Below are 16,677 nucleotides of genomic sequence, written 5' to 3'. Positions count from 1 at the left end.
TGCTCACAAATTTTAAAGAAGAAGCTTAAGCCTGGAAATTCCCGCAGTGTCAAGCTTCGTCTTTTGTATTACGCACCAAACCAATGCCGGTAAAGAAAAATATAATGGCAATAATGCCGGTTACTACCAGGGTAGTGGTTCTGCCGGTATGGTTTATAACTCCCAAACCGGTATAAATTAAGCCGATAATGCCAAGTACGGTAAGTATGGCTCCAAATGTTCGTTTTAGGTTCATGATGATTAGTTGTGTTTTTTAAGCATTTTTATAAAAACAAATAACACACCAATAATTAATACTACATTTATTTACTAAATATTATCAACTTATGACAGCCGGAATCACCTTTGGATTAATTGTACTCATTATTCTGATTATTTTATCAACGTCATTTGTGTCTGTAAAACAGGGCACTATAGTGGTAATTACCGTATTTGGAAAATACAGGCGCATACTTACCCCGGGCCTGAATTTCAAATTACCTTTTATTGAAAACATATACTCCAAAATATCTATCCAGAACCGGTCGGTCGAGCTGGAGTTCCAGGCTGTAACCTATGATCAGGCCAATGTGTATTTTAAAGCCATGTTGCTGTATTCGGTATTGGACCAGCAGGAAGAAACCATTAAAAACGTAGCTTTTAAATTTGTTGACGAGCGTAACCTGATGCAGGCGCTTATCCGTACAGTTGAGGGGTCGATCAGGGCTTTTGTAGCCACCAAACGCCAGAGTGAAGTGCTCATATTAAGACGCGATATTGTGGAACACGTAAAAGAGCAACTTGACCAGATACTGGAAAGCTGGGGCTATCATTTACAGGACCTGCAGCTAAATGATATTACGTTTGACGATGTGATCATGAAATCAATGAGCCAGGTAGTGGCTTCGAACAACCTGAAAGCCGCTGCCGAAAATGAAGGTCAGGCGTTATTAATTACCAAAACAAAGGCCGCCGAAGCCGAAGGGAACGCGATCAAAATATCGGCCCAGGCGGAGCGCGAGGCCGCGCAGCTGCGTGGTCAGGGCATTGCACTGTTTCGTGAGGAAGTAGCCCGCGGTATGACCGTTGCCGCCAAAGAAATGGCCGAGGCCAATATGGATACCTCCGTGATCATGTTTACCATGTGGACAGAATCTATCAAGCATTTTGCCGAAAACTCACAGGGCAATGTGATATTCCTCGATGGATCAACCGACCAAATGCATCATACGTTAAAAGAATTAATGGGTTTAAACCTTTTACAGGCCGACGCGGTCAAAAAGTAAAAGTTTTAACCTGCGAGTTTCATGAATGTAAGATGGATTAAGTGTATAGGCGTAGCAGCCCTGTTTTTATTGACGATAGACCGGGCATCGGCCCAGCAACAATTCCATCAGTTAACGGTTAATGATTTTGGCGGCGCCCCGCGTACCAACGCACGGGGTGTTATAGCTTATACCAATTGCACCATTGATTTTAGATACCAGGCAAACCGGAGCAACGGTAGTTATATTATAAACGCGTTTGTTCGGCTGATCCTGAATACGGAAAAGTCCTGGCTCGACAGGAGCCGTATATCCTCGCCACAGGTTTTGGCTGAGGTATTAAAGCATGAGCAGGGACATTACACCATAGCTTATCTGGAGCAGCAGGAGGTATTGCGCGAAATTGGCAGGGCCCGCTTTAGCCGGAATTATCAATATGAGGCCATGTCTCTTTTTAACCGCATTGATGCCAAATACAAACAACTAAACATTGATTACGACGAGGATACCCAACACATGACCGACCGCATACAGCAACACAGCTGGGACGTGTATTTTCAGAAACAGCTGCGGGTTATGCCGGGTGTACAGGGTGAAGGGACTGATTGAGTTGACTCACCCCGGCTCCGCTTCGCTGGCCGACCCTCTCTATGGCTTTGCCATAAAGAGGGTTGAGGAGGAGTGGTTTTTTCTTTGGTCCTATTGTCTAATTATCTTTTATCTGTTTGTGAATTCCCTCTTTGCGCCGGAGGCGGAGAGAGGGATGTCGAGCGCAGCGATGACAGGGTGAGTTTAAACGCGGGCAGACTCACCCCGGCTACGCTTCGCTGGCCGACCCTCTCTTTGGCTTCGCCATAAAGAGGGTTGAGGAAGAGTAGTTTTTTCTTTGTTCTTTTATCCAACTATCTTTTACCTGATTTATAAATTCCCTCTTTGCGCCACAGGCGGAGAGAGGGATGTCGAGCGAAGCGATGACAGGGTGAGTCAAAACAGCGGGGGACTCACCCCGGCTCCGCTTCGCTGGCCGACCCTCTCTATGGCTTCGCCATAAAGAGGGTTGAATAGGTAGTTTTTTTGCTCTATTGTCTAATTACCTTTTATCTGATTATAGACTCCCTCTTTGCGCCGGGGGCGGAGAGAGGGATGTCGAGCGAAGCGACGACAGGGTGAGTCTAAACGCGGGTGAGTCTAACTATATGAAAGTCCTGCAGTCATCCAAATATCACTATATTTGCCGCTCATAAAAACATACTTCCATGAGTATTTCTGTATTAGCTCAAAATCTGCGCGGCTCCGAAATTATAAAGATAGCAGGCGAGGTAAACGAATTAAAAAGACAGGGCCAGAATATTGCCAACCTGACGATCGGCGATTTCGACTCCAATATCTATCCCATCCCAGCTGAACTGAAAGCAGGCATTGTGGAGGCTTACGGTCATAATCAAACCAATTATCCGCCGGCTGATGGTATGTTGAACCTGCGCCAAAGCGTATCCTCATTGTTAAAAAACAGGTATAACCTTTCCTATTCGGCCAACGAGATACTGATATCGGGCGGTTCGCGCCCGCTTATTTACTCAACTTTTCTGGCGGTGGTTAACCCGGGCGAGAAAGTGGTTTTCCCGTTACCGTCATGGAATAACAATCATTATAGCGACCTTTTAAATGCCGAGGCCGTTATGATACCTACCACCCCCGAAAATAACTTTATGCCAACGGCAGACGAGATCCGTCCGCATTTAAAAGGCGCGGCGTTACTGGCTTTGTGCTCGCCGCTTAATCCTACGGGTACCATGTTCGGCAAAAAAGACCTGGAAGAAATATGCGACCTGGTTATTGCCGAAAATAAGAGCCGGCCTGCAGGGCAAAAACCTTTGTACCTGATGTATGACCAGATCTATTCGCAGTTAACCTTTGGCGAATACAAACATTACGATCCCGTTACTTTACGCCCCGAACTGAGGGATTACACCATATTTATTGATGGCGCATCAAAATGCTTTGCTTCAACGGGGGTAAGAGTTGGCTGGGGCTTTGGTCCGGCACACGTGATTGATAATATGAAAGCCATTGTAGGGCACATGGGTGCATGGTCGCCCAAGGCCGAGCAGGTAGCTATGGCCGGTTTTATAACCAATGATGCAGCTGTTGATACCTACCTGAATGATATTAAGGGCAAGATACAAAGGAGCCTGAATACCCTGCATGAAGGTTTTCAGGCATTGAAAGCCGAAGGTTTCCGGGTAGATTCCATTGTGCCGATGGGGGCTATTTATCTTACCCTGAAAATTGATTATGCAGGCAAGGTAGCGCCTGATGGAACAGTGTTGAAAGACTCGGCCGATATTAACTTTTACCTGATCAGGGAAGCTGGGGTAGCGCTGGTGCCATTTTCGGCTTTTGGTACCGATGACGATGTAAACTGGTTCCGCGCATCGGTTGGGGCAAGCACGCTGGAGGATATTCAGCAGCTAATACCAAGGGTAAAGGCAGCCTTATCAAGATTAAAGTAATCCGGCTGTTTATATATAAAGAAAGGCCATCATGTTAAACCATGGTGGCCTTTTTAATTTTTAAATATTGGTAAAAGATCATGTCTTTATAAGTGCTGGGCTTGTTACACAGGCATGGAACATTAATTTATTTTCTGAATACGAAATTTGAAACTTATTCAAGTATAATTTGTTTCCTATAAAACAAATATAAACACTCACTATGAAAAAGTTAAGTTTAATTATGATGTTCGTGCTATCTGCATGGATGTTTCAGGCATGTAATAACGGTGCCAAAACCGACAGTAAAGAAAGTGCCGACAGTACAAATGAAGTTAAAGACACAACAACAACCGGCGCAACAGGCATAGCAGTTGACGAGGCTGATGCCAAATTTGCTACCGATGCAGCCAATGGTGGTTTAGCCGAAGTTGCCGTGGGCAAAGTTGCCGAACAAAAAGCAGTGAACAAAAGCGTTAAGGATTTTGCCGCTATGATGGTAAAAGATCATGGTAAAGCAAATGATGAGTTAATGGCCATAGCCAAGGCTAAAAATATAACCTTGCCCGCTGCGCCAAGTGACGACAAACAAAAAGAACTCACTGATCTTTCGGCTAAAACTGGAGGCGATTTTGATAAGGCATATGTAGATGCCATGGTTGACGGCCATAAAAAAACAATAAGCATGTTTGAAGATGCTGCCAAAAACTGTAAAGATGCCGAGTTAAAAGCATTTGCAACCAGCACATTGCCAATTATAAAGGGCCATTTAACTGAAATTGAAACTATTAAAAAAGGCTTGAAATAAATTTAGCTTATTATTAAAACGTAAAAACGGGGAGGCGGCATGTCTCCCCGTTTTCTTTTATATAATTATTGGATTAGCCCGTATAAAACAATAATTTTAGGCGTTGCCAAAGCTATAACAGCTTTGTTCAGTCAAAAACTACCCGGCCGGCTTGCGGCGGAAAATAAAACGAATAGATTTATGTCATCAAAACCAATAATAACAGGCCTGATGGCCTACGGCATGTCGGGCAGGATATTTCATGCCCCATTTTTAGTTACCAACCCCGGCTTTACTTTTAGAGCCGTTGTAGAGCGACATGAAAAAAAAGCCGGCAAACGTTATCCTGATGTAATCAGTTATAATTCCATTGAGGGGTTGCTGAGTGATGAGGAAATTGAGCTTATTATTGTAAATACACCCAATAACACGCATTTTGATTATGCTGTGCGGGCTCTTAACGCCGGTAAGCATGTGCTTATTGAAAAACCTGCCGCGGTAACATCTGCAGAGGTGAAAACCTTGTTCGACCTGGGTAAAAAGCTGGGGCTTAAGGTAATGATATATCAAAACCGCCGGTATGACAGCGGTTTTTTATCTGTAAAAAAAGTTATTGAAAGTGGCAGGCTTGGCGAACTGATCGAGGTTCATTTCAGGCTCGACAGGTACCGGATGCCCATTGGGCCAAAAGTGTTTAAAGAAGCTAAAGATACGCCGGGTAATGGCCTTACCTATGACCTGGGCGCGCACCTGGTTGATAATGCCATAAGTTTGTTTGGGAAGCCACTAAGCTTTGTTAAAACCACCGCTACACACAGGCCGGGTTCGCAGGTTGATGATTACTTTAATTTTCATCTCACCTATCCTAATCAATTGCATGTTTATTTAACCTCCGGTTTGTTGATAGCCGAGCATTTACCCGGCTTTGTAATTCATGGCACGCTGGGCAGCTTTGTGAAGCTGCGCACCGATGTGCAGGAAGCGCAGCTGGATGAAGGGATGATGCCCACAGACGACGGCTTTGGCATTGAACCCGAAGGCAGTGATGGCAAACTGGTACTGATGGGGCCCGATAACCAGAAAACAATAGAGTGGGTACCATCAGATAAAGGTGACTACAATGGATTATTTGACGCCGTTTATCATACTGTGCGAGATAACGCGTTATTTCCTATAACTGAGGAGCATATAGCCTGGCAGATAGAATTGCTGGAAAGTTAAAAATATCGTAACTATGCTTAAATGAAATATTATATCAACATAATGAAAAAAATATACTTATTCCTTTGCCTGCTTATTGCAGCTGGATGTACCGATGCTCAAACACTGGGGGCCAACTCAGGTATTCCTCCTTATCATATATTGACTACTGATAGTGTTTATGTTACCCCGGCCAATCTGAAAAAGAACAAACCGGTAATGATCATTTATTTTGCGCCTGACTGCGGCCACTGCCAGCATCTGATGTATGACCTTAAACCACAGCTGCCAAATATTAAAGACGTTCAGATCGTAATGATAACGTTTGTAACCCAGCTTAAAGCTATACAGGTTTTTCGGCGTGACTTTGGTTTGGAGAAATATCATAATATAACCATAGGAACTGAAGGCTATACTTATTTGGTGCAAAAGTTTTATCAGATAAAAAACACGCCTTATATTGCGATTTATGACCACAACGGCAAATTAGCCCAGGCATATGATAAAGTGCCAAGGATTCCGGTACTGATGCAGGCCATTAAGAAAGTTTAACGGCAAACGCTCGCATCGCTTTTATACAATAATGTGGTTGACAGGTTATACCACCTGATCATTGTTGCTGCTGCTGTTGCTGGATGATTTCCATATAACGCTGATAGCTATTTTTGGGCAGTTCGGTTACCGGTTGCAACGGCGCTGTGTCATGAATAAATTTGTTGTCGTCATAGGAATTACAGGAGTTCTCATCCTCAACGGTTACAGAAACTTCCAGCTTATGGCCGGATGATCCTTTGTACACCCCTTTTACAGGTGAACAGTCAGAAAAATTACGCCCTACCGCTAAACGCACATGGGTTTCGTTGGCTATGCAGTTATTGGTAGGATCAATGCCCAGCCAGCCATAATCGGGTATATAAACTTCGGCCCAGGCATGGGTGGCGCCTTCGCCGCGCATAGCGCTGCTATGGGTACAAATATAACCGCTTACATAACGTGCCGGTATTTTTAACAACCGCAGCATCACCATTAAAATATGGGCAAAATCCTGGCAAACACCAGCTTTTAATTTCCATACCTCATCAAGTGTAGTTTCAACCGTGGTAACACCTTTAATGTATTCAAAATTCTGATACACGTAATTGCAAAAACGGAGCGCTATCTGGTACGGGGTATCATTTTTTGATCTTTCCTGTTCTACAATAACCTGCAGCTCAGACAGTCCTTCAAAATATTCCTGTTTTAAAAAATCAATATAAGGCATGGTATATTGCAGGCGTTTCAGATCTTCCCATTGCTGTTCCGGGAAAATATCATTTACAGGCAATGGTCGCTGCCTGGTAATAACCTCAAGTTTTGAGTTAATAAGCATCAGGCAATGTTGTTCGCTGTAAGTAAAACTACCCACCTCGTTGCCATAGTAATCAATATGCGTATCAATTACCGGATTACCGGTAACCTGCATATCCTGTTTTATCACATCCTGATAGGCGTCCTTTATCGGAAAAAGGATGATCTGGTTGGCGCTGTCGCGCACCAGGCCCTCGTAGGTATATTTGGTTATATGTTGTATTTTAAATTCGGGCATAATTTTTCAATTAAGTTATGAATTGGCAAAATAATACTCATTAAGTGAATTACCCACACCATACAGTTCGCTCCTGATCTGGGTAAGAAATACGTGCAAACCTTCCTGCCGTATGCTCCTTACCGAACTATACTTGATCCGGCTTTGCAAGCGCCCTATCTGAAATGACATTTCCCGGTAGGTATCTATGTTAGAATCATTCTTAAGCCGGTCAAAATAGCGTTGTATATTGTTTACCGAGTATATTACAGAGCGCGGGAAATCATTATTTAAAACCACCTGTTCAAGTATGTTTTCGGCCTCAAAACCTTCGCGATAGGTTTTTAAGTAGAGCTCATATCCGCCTAAAGACAGTAGCAGGTGTTTCCAGTAGGTGGTATCGGTCAGCAGATCGGGGTTATCACTTACTGAACTGAATTTGGTGTCCAGGATATCAACCGATTGTATAGCCCGCTCCAGATATTTCCCAATATTCATAAAACTGCGGCCTTCACCGCGTTCCATTGTAATTTCAACCGTACCATAATACAGCATTACCTGTTTTATTAAAACATCAAGCACGCCAATAGGGTCCTCGCGTTGCAATGCCCGCTCAAGCCGGGCGTCTTTTACGGTATGATAATATTCGTTGAGGCATTGCCACAGGTCTTTGGTGATATGCTCCTGTACACCCCGGGCGTTTTCGCGCGCAAGGGTTATGATGTTTAATATGGAATTAGGATTGTTTTTGCCCGTTACCATGTATTTTAAAACCGACCGGCTGTTGTTGTCCAGCTTATCGGCTCCCTCTTCATGAAGGCCGGCAAATATCCTGATCACCGGCTCCCAGGTAAATTCCTGAACCGTATCCTGCGATGAGGCATAATTTATTTTGAGCATCCTCAGCATACCATCGCTTCGCTCAATGTAACGGCTTAACCAATAAAAACTTGCTGCTACCCTGCTTAACATATTAGCCCCCTAACCCCCTAAAGGGGGAATTTCTTGATTTGTTTATTTCTTTTTTAATTCTTTTACCGCGATATGCTCGCTCTTAAGGAACCTTAGGCCAATACCCAGGTGTCCTTGCTGCCGCCGCCCTGCGAGCTGTTTACCACCAATGATCCTTCTTTAAGGGCAACACGGGTGAGCCCGCCGGGTACTATTTCAATACCATCCGGGCCATACAAGGCATATGGCCTTAAATCGATGCGGCGGGGTTTTAATGCCCCCTGCATATAGCATGGCGCGGCCGACAGGCTAATGGTTGGCTGTGCAATAAAGTTACGCGGATCTTTTAATATCTCCTTTTTATAGTCGTCAATTTCCTGGTCTGACGCGGCATGACCCATCAGCATACCATAGCCGCCGCTGCCATTGGTTTTTTTAACCACCATATTATTAAGGTTTTTGAACACATGTTCACGCTCATCAGGATTACCCAGCTGGTGCGTAGGTACGTTCTTGAGGATAGGCTCTTCGTTCAGATAATAGCGTATCATTTCGGGAACGTAAGCGTATACAGCCTTATCATCGGCAACACCGGTACCTATAGCATTTACTATGGCTACGTTGCCCTTACGGTACGCGCCCATAATACCGGCCACCCCAAGCATGCTTAACGGGTTAAATACCAGCGGATCGAGGTATTCATCGTCTACCCGGCGGTATATTACATCAACTTGCTGCAAGCCGGTTGTGGTTTTCATATACACCTTATGGTTATTTACCACAAGGTCGCGCCCTTCAACCAGTTCAACTCCCATTAGGCGAGCCAGCGTTGTATGTTCAAAATACGCGGAGTTATATATGCCGGGGCTAAGCAAAACTATAGTAGGATTGGATATTTGCCGCGGAGATAGTGCCAGCAGGTTTTTATATAATATGGTTGGATATTCTGTTACGCTGCGAACCCCGCATTGTGGCAGCAGATCAGGAAACAGGCGCTTGGTGATCTCGCGGTTCTCGAGCATATAACTTACGCCTGAGGGCGTGCGCAAATTATCTTCCAGTACGTAAAAAGTACCGTCTTCATCGCGTATCAGGTCAATGCCTGATATATGCACATAAATATCAAAGGGGACTTTAAGCTGATACATTTCGCGCAGAAAATGCGGGCACGAATAAATGATATCAATAGGCACTATGCCGTCCTTTACAATAAACTGGTTATGGTAAATATCCTTCAGGAAAAGATTGAGCGCGTTAAGGCGTTGTTTAATGCCTTTCTCTACAAATGCCCATTCGCCCGCGGTTATAATGCGCGGAATAATATCAAACGGAAATATCTTTTCAATGCCTTCGCCGCTGTTATAAACCGTAAAAGTAATGCCCTGGCTCATGAACAAACTTTTGGCCAGTTCTTCTTTTTTATTCAGGTCATCCGCCGATTCTTTTGAGATATACTCAATTACTTTACGATAATGATCGCGAACATTGCTATCTGCCCCATACATTTCGTCCCAAACGCCGTCAATTGGGGTGTATTTGTTAAAATAAACTGATTGTTCCATATAAAATTTGCTAAAACCAGAAATTAACCAATCAATTATTTTGAAAAATGTAATTTATGAAGTGTTTTCGATAAAAAAGCAAATTATTTTAAAAATTTTGTAATTATTTTACTCAATTATCATTTTTATTGGCTTTTACTATAGTGTATGATAATTTTAAGGTGCAAACACGCTTATCAAAAAGGCAACCAATTTAAATTTCAGCCCATAAAAAAAGCGCGATCATATAACGACCGCGCTTTTTTTGATGACTAAGGTTTATTACACCCTGATATATATTTTCTTTTTATCCAGTATCCAGCCAACGCACCAGCAAATAAGCATATAACTTACAGCAAACAGCAGCGACCCGATGGCTCCGGGGGCAATTACCTGGTAAAAGGACGTATTTATCCCGTCAAATAAACTTACACCTGGTTTTATATTGATCATCCAGAAAAATATGATCAATATTTCTGAAAGTACATAAATAGGCAGTGGATTTTTACCAAGTATGGTGAAGAACCTTGTCCAGTTCCATTTATTCCAGTTGTTAATTTCCAGGGCGTACACCAGGAACGACAGGATCACGAGATCGAGCCCGGTGGTAACAAGCACGAATGAACTGGTCCAAAGTTTTTTATTGATCGGAAATACCATGTTCCAGCAAAGGGCCAGAAATATGAACAGGCAGCCCATAAGCAGCATTTTTGCAATGGTGTCATATCCTTTACCTTTTTGTTGTATAAACTTACCGGCATAATAGCCAATAACAACATTAACAATTGCCGGCAGGGTACTTAAAATACCTTCAGGGTCAAACGCTATTTTTTCGCCGTGGTACATATGGTTGTCGCCCAGTATGTATTTATCAAGGAAAATACCTGCATTGCCTGTAATGCTCAGCGGATCATTGGGATTGCCAAATACAAGTAAGATTATCCAGTAGCCAATCAAAAACAGCGCTGATAAAATAAAGACCGATTGTTTTGACAGGAAATGGATCATGAGCGATGCAAAACAATAACATAAGGCTATGCGCTGTAAAACCCCCATAATACGGGTATGCGATATAGGCGATAAGGAAATATGTCCGTTGTTAAAATTAAAAAAAGGAAACCAGTACATGAGGTAGCCTATTAAGAAAATTAGCAGGGTGCGCTTAAATATTTTACCCAGAACGGCGGCATTACCCATTTCCTGGTAACGTTTCATTGAAAAGCTCATGGCATTGCCTACCGCGAACAAAAATGAGGGGAATACAAGGTCGGTTGGTGTAAAGCCATGCCAGGCAGCATGCTCAAGGGGCGAAAACGCAGCCGCTCCACTGCCGGGTGTATTTACAATGATCATAAAACATATGGTCATACCGCGAAACACATCCAGCGATAAAAATCGCGTTGATGATTTATTCATGAGTTGTTTTAATATTTAGGGTTAAAATGCTTAAAACAGGAGGGTGATAAGCTGCAATTTAAACAAAAACCGGGCAGAACAATATAGTCACCCGGTTTTTGACTGAATTTTTATTAATGATAGCCTGGATTTTGTTTGAGTTGCGGTGTGCCTCCGCTTGCACTTAAATCAATTTCTGCAAGTGGTATGGGATAGTATTCACTTTTCCCTTTTACAAATTTGCCGCCCCTTACATCGTTTGTTAAAGTGCTTTGATAAGCTATGTAAGCATTAAGCTCAGTATCAGCAATACCCCACCGTACAAGGTCAAAAAAGCGGTGACCTTCCATAGCCAGTTCAATTTTGCGCTCAAAATAAATGGCTTTCAACGCAAAGTCTTTGCTTGCAAAAGCGCCGCCAGGATATGGGCTTATTTTATAATTGGCAGCCGGCGTATTCGTAAAACCAGCCGTTGGCTTGTCGTTATTTTTATAGGTATGTACCCAGCCTGTTGTATTGGCGGCCCTGTTTCGTACCATATTTACATAACTTTCAGCTTTATCTAAATTACCAAGCTGCGCTTCGGCTTCGGCAGCCATCAGCAATACATCGGCATAACGGATAAGGTTATAGTTAATGCCGGAGCCAGGTGCCCAGGATGTATTATCGCCATTGGTTTCCTGCTCGGCCTGGCCATAAACATTTTTAATAGGTGAGTATGGGCCGCCATATTGCTGGTCTCTTATCCAATCAGCACCCGGGTGTACTCCCCAATCAAGATAGGGTACTCCACGGCGGCCGGCAGTCCAGTCTAACCGCGGATCAATGGTTCCCGCATCCGGGGTAAAACTTTCATCGGCTGCTACGCCCATGTCTGTTTTTATGGCGTGGCTATTGTAATCGTCGAGATACGGCAGCCCGGTGACAGCGTTGGTACGGAAATGGTTTACCAGGTCAATGGAAGGCTGGTAAAAACCGCAGCAGCTAAAAGGGCTGCTATTTCCATACGGAAAGTTAAGCATATCGCCATTGTTGGCATTTGACGGACCGTTAGGGTCGGTATTAGCTGCGGCCTGAACTGCAAATACAGATTCGGCGCTGTTATTAGTAGCTGCCCGGAAGTTATCATTAAAACGGGCATTCAATGCATATTTCTGACCGCTTGCTGTTACGCCCTGAGCTATTACAGCGTCAAAAACCACCTTTGCCTCCGCATATTTATGTTCATATAAATAAGTTTTAGCCAGATAAGCTCCTGCTGCCCATTTATTGGCCCTGCCCACATTGTCTTGCGTTGCCGGCAGGTTATCATAAGCATATTTAAAGTCCGCCTCTATTTTAGGCCATATATCGGTAGTATTCGGCTGATTGATGTTGGTAGTAGTTTCATCAAGATACGGCACATTATTAAACATCTTTTTAAGGTCAAAATAATAATGCCCCCTTAAAAACCTGGCCTGGGCCACAATGTTGGTTCTGGCTGCGTCTGTTATCTTGGTTACCTTTGCCAATATTTTTAAGGTGTTGTTTGTACGTGAAACACCTTCATAATCTGCCCGCCATTTACTATCAAAAAAACTGTTACTGGCGTCAGGATTATATTTCATCATGGGTTCAATTTGCTGCTGATCGCCGGCAATACTTCCTTTTGAAGCATCGCCGCCTACAACGCCGCCATATATCCAGTTATCGGGAGAGGCCTCCCAGGCACTTCCTCCGCCTACTGCGGCATCGCCGCCTTGCTGGCCGTCTAAAACCGCGTAAGCGCCAATAAGTAGCTGGTTAGCGCCGTCTTCGGTTTCCAAAAATTGTGGTTCAAGTGCTCCTGTAATAGGTTTATCAAGATATGATTTTTTACACGCCGCAAGCGACAATGCGCTAAGCAGTATTATAGTGATATATTTTTTTGCTTTCATTGTAATACTTTTAAACTGTGGTTATAATGAAAAATTAACTCCGAATAAAAATGTGCGCGGGCTGGCATAACTACCTTCGTCAATACCAAAATCGGTTGTAGTACCATTCAACTCCGGATCAACACCACTGTAACCTGTTAAGGTGAACAGATTGGTTGCCGATACATAAATCCTTAATTTTTGGATCCCAGCCTTTTTTAAGCTGTTGATATTGAAGGTATAACCGATCTGTGCATTACGCATGCGCACATAGGTTCCGTTTTCAACAAAGTATGAGTTAGGCGTTGCCCCGCTGCTTGTTGATGCATCAAGTTCCTGAATCGGGGCTTTTGCATTCTGATGCGTTGGTGTCCATGAATCATTAAGGGCAGTGTAGCTTTTAGCTGTTCCAAAAGAGGAATAAAAATCCCGCCAGTATTTTACACTGTTCCATAATTTATTTCCAAATGAGCCATACAGGAATATACTGGCATCAAAGTTTTTATAATTTACACCGAGGTTTAAACCGGCAGTAACTTTGGGGTTTGGATTACCAAGGAAGGTACGGTCTGCCTCGGTTATTATTCCATCGCCATTTACATCTTTATACCTGAAACGGCCTACTTTAACATCTGACTGGTAAACGGCATTGGGGTCATTCGTTATTTTTTGCGTACCCGCGTTAGCTGCATCAATTTCGCCCTGGGTATTCCAGAAACCTGCTACTTGATATCCGTAAAACTCGCCTAAGGAGTGGCCTACCTGGTTGCGGGTAATAGGGCTATCAAAACGGCTTGTTGCCGTGCCGGGGAAATAGTTTGCATCATCTGATACTCTTGATATTTTATTACTATAGGTTGTTATTGTACCCGTAGCGCTAAAATTAAGGTCGCTGCTGGCTTTAATATTGCCCGTTACCGAAATGTCAAGACCATCAGTTTTCATCTTTCCGACGTTTTGGGCAGGTACCGCTCCGTTACCGGCGGTGCCTAATTGCGTAGCCCCATATAACAGGTCTTTGATATCCTTACGGTAATAATCGGCGGTTACAGCTATTTTTCCGTCAAATAAGGTAGCATCAAAACCAAAGTTGGAGTTAATATCCTTTTCCCATAAAGCATTAGGATTTGCTATCTGGTCCTGATAGAAACCAGGGATAAGGTTTGCGGTGCCATCCAATGGATAATATGACTGACCAATGGTGCTGTTAAAAGTGATATGAGCATCCTTTGAACCCATATTCTTTTGGTTGCCCATTATACCCCAGCCGCCGCGTAATTTTAAATCACTGATCCATTTCACATCTTTCAGGAAGCTTTCCTGTGAAATACGCCAGCCGGCGCTAAATGCAGGAAAATAACCATACCGTTGATTTGTAGGGAACTTTGACGAACCATCACGACGGATGGTTGCATTAAACAGGTATTTTTCATTATAAATATAATCAAGGCGGGCAAACTCTGAGAACAGCGAATTACTGCTCCTGCTGCTGAATGTGTTTTTGTTAGTTGTACCTGTTGAAAGGTTAACATAATCAGGATCAAAAGTATAAAAGCCTTGTATACTGCCACCCAGATTGCTTGTATGGTCTTCGACGGCCTCGGTGCCTATCACCACATTAATATTATGCTTTCCAAAGGTTTTTTGATAGGTAAGTGTATTTGTCCAGTTATAGCTGTAGTCGGTATTTGAGTTTTCACTATAACTGTTTATTGTGGAGTTCTCCACGTTTTCATAGGTAGGGTAAGTAAAGGAGTGATCATTGCTGTTAACAATATCGCCGCCAAAACTGGAGCGCAGGGTTAGGCCTTTAATTATATCAGCTTCGGCAAATACGTTACCCAATATTCTGTAACTGGTTGATCCGCTTGTTTTGGTGCGGTTCTGTATAGCTACAGGGTTATTGGCGTCGCCCAGGCCTGTGCCATAACTGCCGGCATAGTTGCCCATAATATCATAAACCGGTATAATGGGCTGTTCTCTCAGCGCATGTGCAATTACCCCATCAGGATCATTGGTGCTCACCTGCCCGTGGGTAGTAGCGTTATTTACCTGCGGCGTTTTGGTGATGGAATAAGCAAGATTTTCGCCAACCCTGATGTGTTTGTTTATATTAAAGTTTGTATTTGAGCGTAAAGTATATCTTTTCAGATAGGTATCAATCAATGTACCCCGCTGGTTAAAGTAGTTAAGCGAAAACAAATAGCTTGCCTGATCGGAGCTGCCGCTTAATGATATATTGTGACTGGTCATTGGCGCGTTCTTAAATATCGCGTGATACCAATCTGTTCCGGCTTTGTTGGCCCTGGTTATCCTGTAAAAATTTCCAAAATCATCTGGCGATGTAAAATTTGGATTTACATAGTATTTTGAAGGGTTAACAGCAGGCGAACTCTCTTTAGCACCTGCGGGCGTTATATAATCAGGAACTGTATAGGCTGACCCGACGCCGGTAGGATTATACAAAGGATCTTTAAAATCATCGTCGCCCGAGTTTTTTTGCGCCGTCATTTTCAGGTCGGCCATTTGCTGTGGGGTAATGGTATTCCAAACGTTGCCGCCTTTGGGTACCTGCGAACCATAATAAGCATCATATTGGATACTTACTTTGCCCTTGCCTTTTTTGGTGGTGATGATGATAACCCCGTTTGCCGCCCGGGCTCCGTATATTGAGGCCGAACTCGCATCCTTTAAAACCTGGAACGTTTCTACGTCATTGGGGTTAAGGGTACTTACATCATAAGTTTCCATACCATCAACCACATATAATGGTGTATTATCGCCAAAGGTGTTAAACCCACGTATATGTACCTGTGGTTCTTCGCCGGGCTGGCCCGATCCGGTAACGGTAACGCCCGACGCCTGGCCCTGCAACTGGCTGTTTACTGACGATGAAGCCTGCTTGTTTAGGTCTTTAACATTTACAACCGCTACGGCGCCGGTAAGGTCCTTTTTCTTTTGCGTAGCATAGCCTACTACCACAACTTCATTTAATGATTTTGACTCCTCGACGAGTGTTACATTAATAATGGTTTGTCCGTTAACTGCTATTCGCTGTGCGGTAAATCCCAGAAATGAAAATTCAAGAGTGCCCGTACCATCAGGAAGGGTAAGGCTGTATTTACCGTTAATATCTGTTACCGTACCTAATGAGCTTCCTGCAAGCTTTACGCTTACCCCAGGCAGCGAGCCACCATTTACATCCCTAACTACACCGGTAACCGTAACTGTGGCAATACTTTTACCATCAACCGGTTTGATGATAATGATGTCATCAACTACCTGAAAGGTAAGTTTCTGACTTTGAAGCACATTTTTCATTACCGTTTCAATGGAGGCATCCTGCAGCTCTACATTTATCTTTTTATCTACATTTACCTGGTCGAGCCGATAAAAAACCGTGTATTTACTGTTTTTCTCTATCTGTTTAAACATTTGTTTAACCGAGATATTATTTACATTAAAATTGTAAACGTTTTGCGAATAGACGGTAGCATGTATATGCAGTATCCCCGTAAAGAGCAAAACAGTAACAAGCTTCATAATTTTAATCGTTTTTTGCCATGCACGCACAGCCATTGCAGATTTCCTGTCAAAATTTATCATAA

General features: G+C 43.3%; 13 protein-coding genes. 6 read left to right on the top strand and 7 right to left on the bottom strand.

Features of this window, described 5'->3' with window-relative positions; all coding sequences use genetic code 11:
* Positions 1-49: 49 nt before the first annotated feature.
* Complete coding sequence (locus J2W55_RS08355; RefSeq protein WP_310094263.1) at positions 50-235, bottom strand: hypothetical protein; 186 nt, start codon at positions 233-235, stop codon at positions 50-52.
* A gap of 91 nt (positions 236-326) precedes the next feature.
* Here J2W55_RS08355 and J2W55_RS08350 point away from each other — a divergent pair, with 91 nt between their 5' ends.
* The 6 genes from J2W55_RS08350 to J2W55_RS08325 all read left to right on the top strand — a co-directional run bounded on the left by J2W55_RS08350 (position 327) and on the right by J2W55_RS08325 (position 6,275).
* Entirely contained in the window at positions 327-1,265 is a 939-nt protein-coding gene (locus J2W55_RS08350) for an SPFH domain-containing protein (RefSeq protein ID WP_310094261.1), read from the top strand.
* 21 nt (positions 1,266-1,286) lie between these two features.
* Positions 1,287-1,853, top strand: a complete 567-nt coding sequence (locus J2W55_RS08345) for a DUF922 domain-containing protein (RefSeq protein ID WP_310094258.1) — start codon at positions 1,287-1,289, stop codon at positions 1,851-1,853.
* A 647-nt stretch (positions 1,854-2,500) separates the two neighbouring features.
* A complete protein-coding gene (locus J2W55_RS08340) occupies positions 2,501-3,757 on the top strand; it encodes a pyridoxal phosphate-dependent aminotransferase (RefSeq protein WP_310094255.1) in 1,257 nt (418 codons plus the stop codon).
* A 202-nt stretch (positions 3,758-3,959) separates the two neighbouring features.
* Positions 3,960-4,544, top strand: a complete 585-nt coding sequence (locus J2W55_RS08335; RefSeq protein WP_310094253.1) for a DUF4142 domain-containing protein — start codon at positions 3,960-3,962, stop codon at positions 4,542-4,544.
* Positions 4,545-4,724: 180 nt separating this feature from the next.
* The gene (locus tag J2W55_RS08330; RefSeq protein ID WP_310094250.1) at positions 4,725-5,744 is read left to right on the top strand and encodes a Gfo/Idh/MocA family protein; all 1,020 of its coding nucleotides are present in this window, start codon (positions 4,725-4,727) and stop codon (positions 5,742-5,744) included.
* Positions 5,745-5,786: 42 nt separating this feature from the next.
* Complete coding sequence (locus J2W55_RS08325) at positions 5,787-6,275, top strand: TlpA family protein disulfide reductase (RefSeq protein WP_310094247.1); 489 nt, start codon at positions 5,787-5,789, stop codon at positions 6,273-6,275.
* Positions 6,276-6,333: 58 nt separating this feature from the next.
* Here J2W55_RS08325 and J2W55_RS08320 read toward each other — a convergent pair whose 3' ends face one another.
* From J2W55_RS08320 to J2W55_RS08295, 6 genes are all read right to left on the bottom strand, one after another.
* A complete protein-coding gene (locus J2W55_RS08320; protein ID WP_310094245.1) occupies positions 6,334-7,308 on the bottom strand; it encodes a transglutaminase family protein in 975 nt (324 codons plus the stop codon).
* A gap of 15 nt (positions 7,309-7,323) precedes the next feature.
* Positions 7,324-8,259 carry an alpha-E domain-containing protein gene (locus J2W55_RS08315; protein WP_310094242.1) on the bottom strand — a complete coding sequence of 312 codons (936 nt, stop codon included), beginning with the start codon at positions 8,257-8,259 and terminating at the stop codon, positions 7,324-7,326.
* Positions 8,260-8,351: 92 nt separating this feature from the next.
* On the bottom strand, positions 8,352-9,800 hold the full coding sequence (locus J2W55_RS08310) for a circularly permuted type 2 ATP-grasp protein (protein ID WP_310094238.1): 1,449 nt from the start codon (positions 9,798-9,800) through the stop codon (positions 8,352-8,354).
* Positions 9,801-10,061: 261 nt separating this feature from the next.
* Positions 10,062-11,195 carry an acyltransferase family protein gene (locus tag J2W55_RS08305; RefSeq protein ID WP_310094235.1) on the bottom strand — a complete coding sequence of 378 codons (1,134 nt, stop codon included), beginning with the start codon at positions 11,193-11,195 and terminating at the stop codon, positions 10,062-10,064.
* 113 nt (positions 11,196-11,308) lie between these two features.
* Positions 11,309-13,090, bottom strand: a complete 1,782-nt coding sequence (locus J2W55_RS08300; protein WP_310094232.1) for a RagB/SusD family nutrient uptake outer membrane protein — start codon at positions 13,088-13,090, stop codon at positions 11,309-11,311.
* Between the two features lie 21 nt (positions 13,091-13,111).
* A complete protein-coding gene (locus J2W55_RS08295; protein WP_310094229.1) occupies positions 13,112-16,612 on the bottom strand; it encodes a TonB-dependent receptor in 3,501 nt (1,166 codons plus the stop codon).
* Positions 16,613-16,677: the final 65 nt, after the last annotated feature.

It is taken from the genome of Mucilaginibacter pocheonensis (assembly GCF_031456535.1).
Lineage (GTDB): Bacteria > Bacteroidota > Bacteroidia > Sphingobacteriales > Sphingobacteriaceae > Mucilaginibacter > Mucilaginibacter pocheonensis.
Note: the sequence above shows the minus strand (reverse complement) of the source record. Positions and strands in the feature narration are given on the sequence as shown.

What these genes read in the sequence shown, in the direction of transcription:
- J2W55_RS08355 (WP_310094263.1), bottom strand. Translation starts at nt 235, where the DNA reads ATGAACCTAAAACGAACATTTGGAGCCATACTTACCGTACTTGGCATT.
- J2W55_RS08350 (WP_310094261.1), top strand. Translation starts at nt 327, where the DNA reads ATGACAGCCGGAATCACCTTTGGATTAATTGTACTCATTATTCTGATT.
- J2W55_RS08345 (WP_310094258.1), top strand. Translation starts at nt 1,287, where the DNA reads ATGAATGTAAGATGGATTAAGTGTATAGGCGTAGCAGCCCTGTTTTTA.
- J2W55_RS08340 (WP_310094255.1), top strand. Translation starts at nt 2,501, where the DNA reads ATGAGTATTTCTGTATTAGCTCAAAATCTGCGCGGCTCCGAAATTATA.
- J2W55_RS08335 (WP_310094253.1), top strand. Translation starts at nt 3,960, where the DNA reads ATGAAAAAGTTAAGTTTAATTATGATGTTCGTGCTATCTGCATGGATG.
- J2W55_RS08330 (WP_310094250.1), top strand. Translation starts at nt 4,725, where the DNA reads ATGTCATCAAAACCAATAATAACAGGCCTGATGGCCTACGGCATGTCG.
- J2W55_RS08325 (WP_310094247.1), top strand. Translation starts at nt 5,787, where the DNA reads ATGAAAAAAATATACTTATTCCTTTGCCTGCTTATTGCAGCTGGATGT.
- J2W55_RS08320 (WP_310094245.1), bottom strand. Translation starts at nt 7,308, where the DNA reads ATGCCCGAATTTAAAATACAACATATAACCAAATATACCTACGAGGGC.
- J2W55_RS08315 (WP_310094242.1), bottom strand. Translation starts at nt 8,259, where the DNA reads ATGTTAAGCAGGGTAGCAGCAAGTTTTTATTGGTTAAGCCGTTACATT.
- J2W55_RS08310 (WP_310094238.1), bottom strand. Translation starts at nt 9,800, where the DNA reads ATGGAACAATCAGTTTATTTTAACAAATACACCCCAATTGACGGCGTT.
- J2W55_RS08305 (WP_310094235.1), bottom strand. Translation starts at nt 11,195, where the DNA reads ATGAATAAATCATCAACGCGATTTTTATCGCTGGATGTGTTTCGCGGT.
- J2W55_RS08300 (WP_310094232.1), bottom strand. Translation starts at nt 13,090, where the DNA reads ATGAAAGCAAAAAAATATATCACTATAATACTGCTTAGCGCATTGTCG.
- J2W55_RS08295 (WP_310094229.1), bottom strand. Translation starts at nt 16,612, where the DNA reads ATGAAGCTTGTTACTGTTTTGCTCTTTACGGGGATACTGCATATACAT.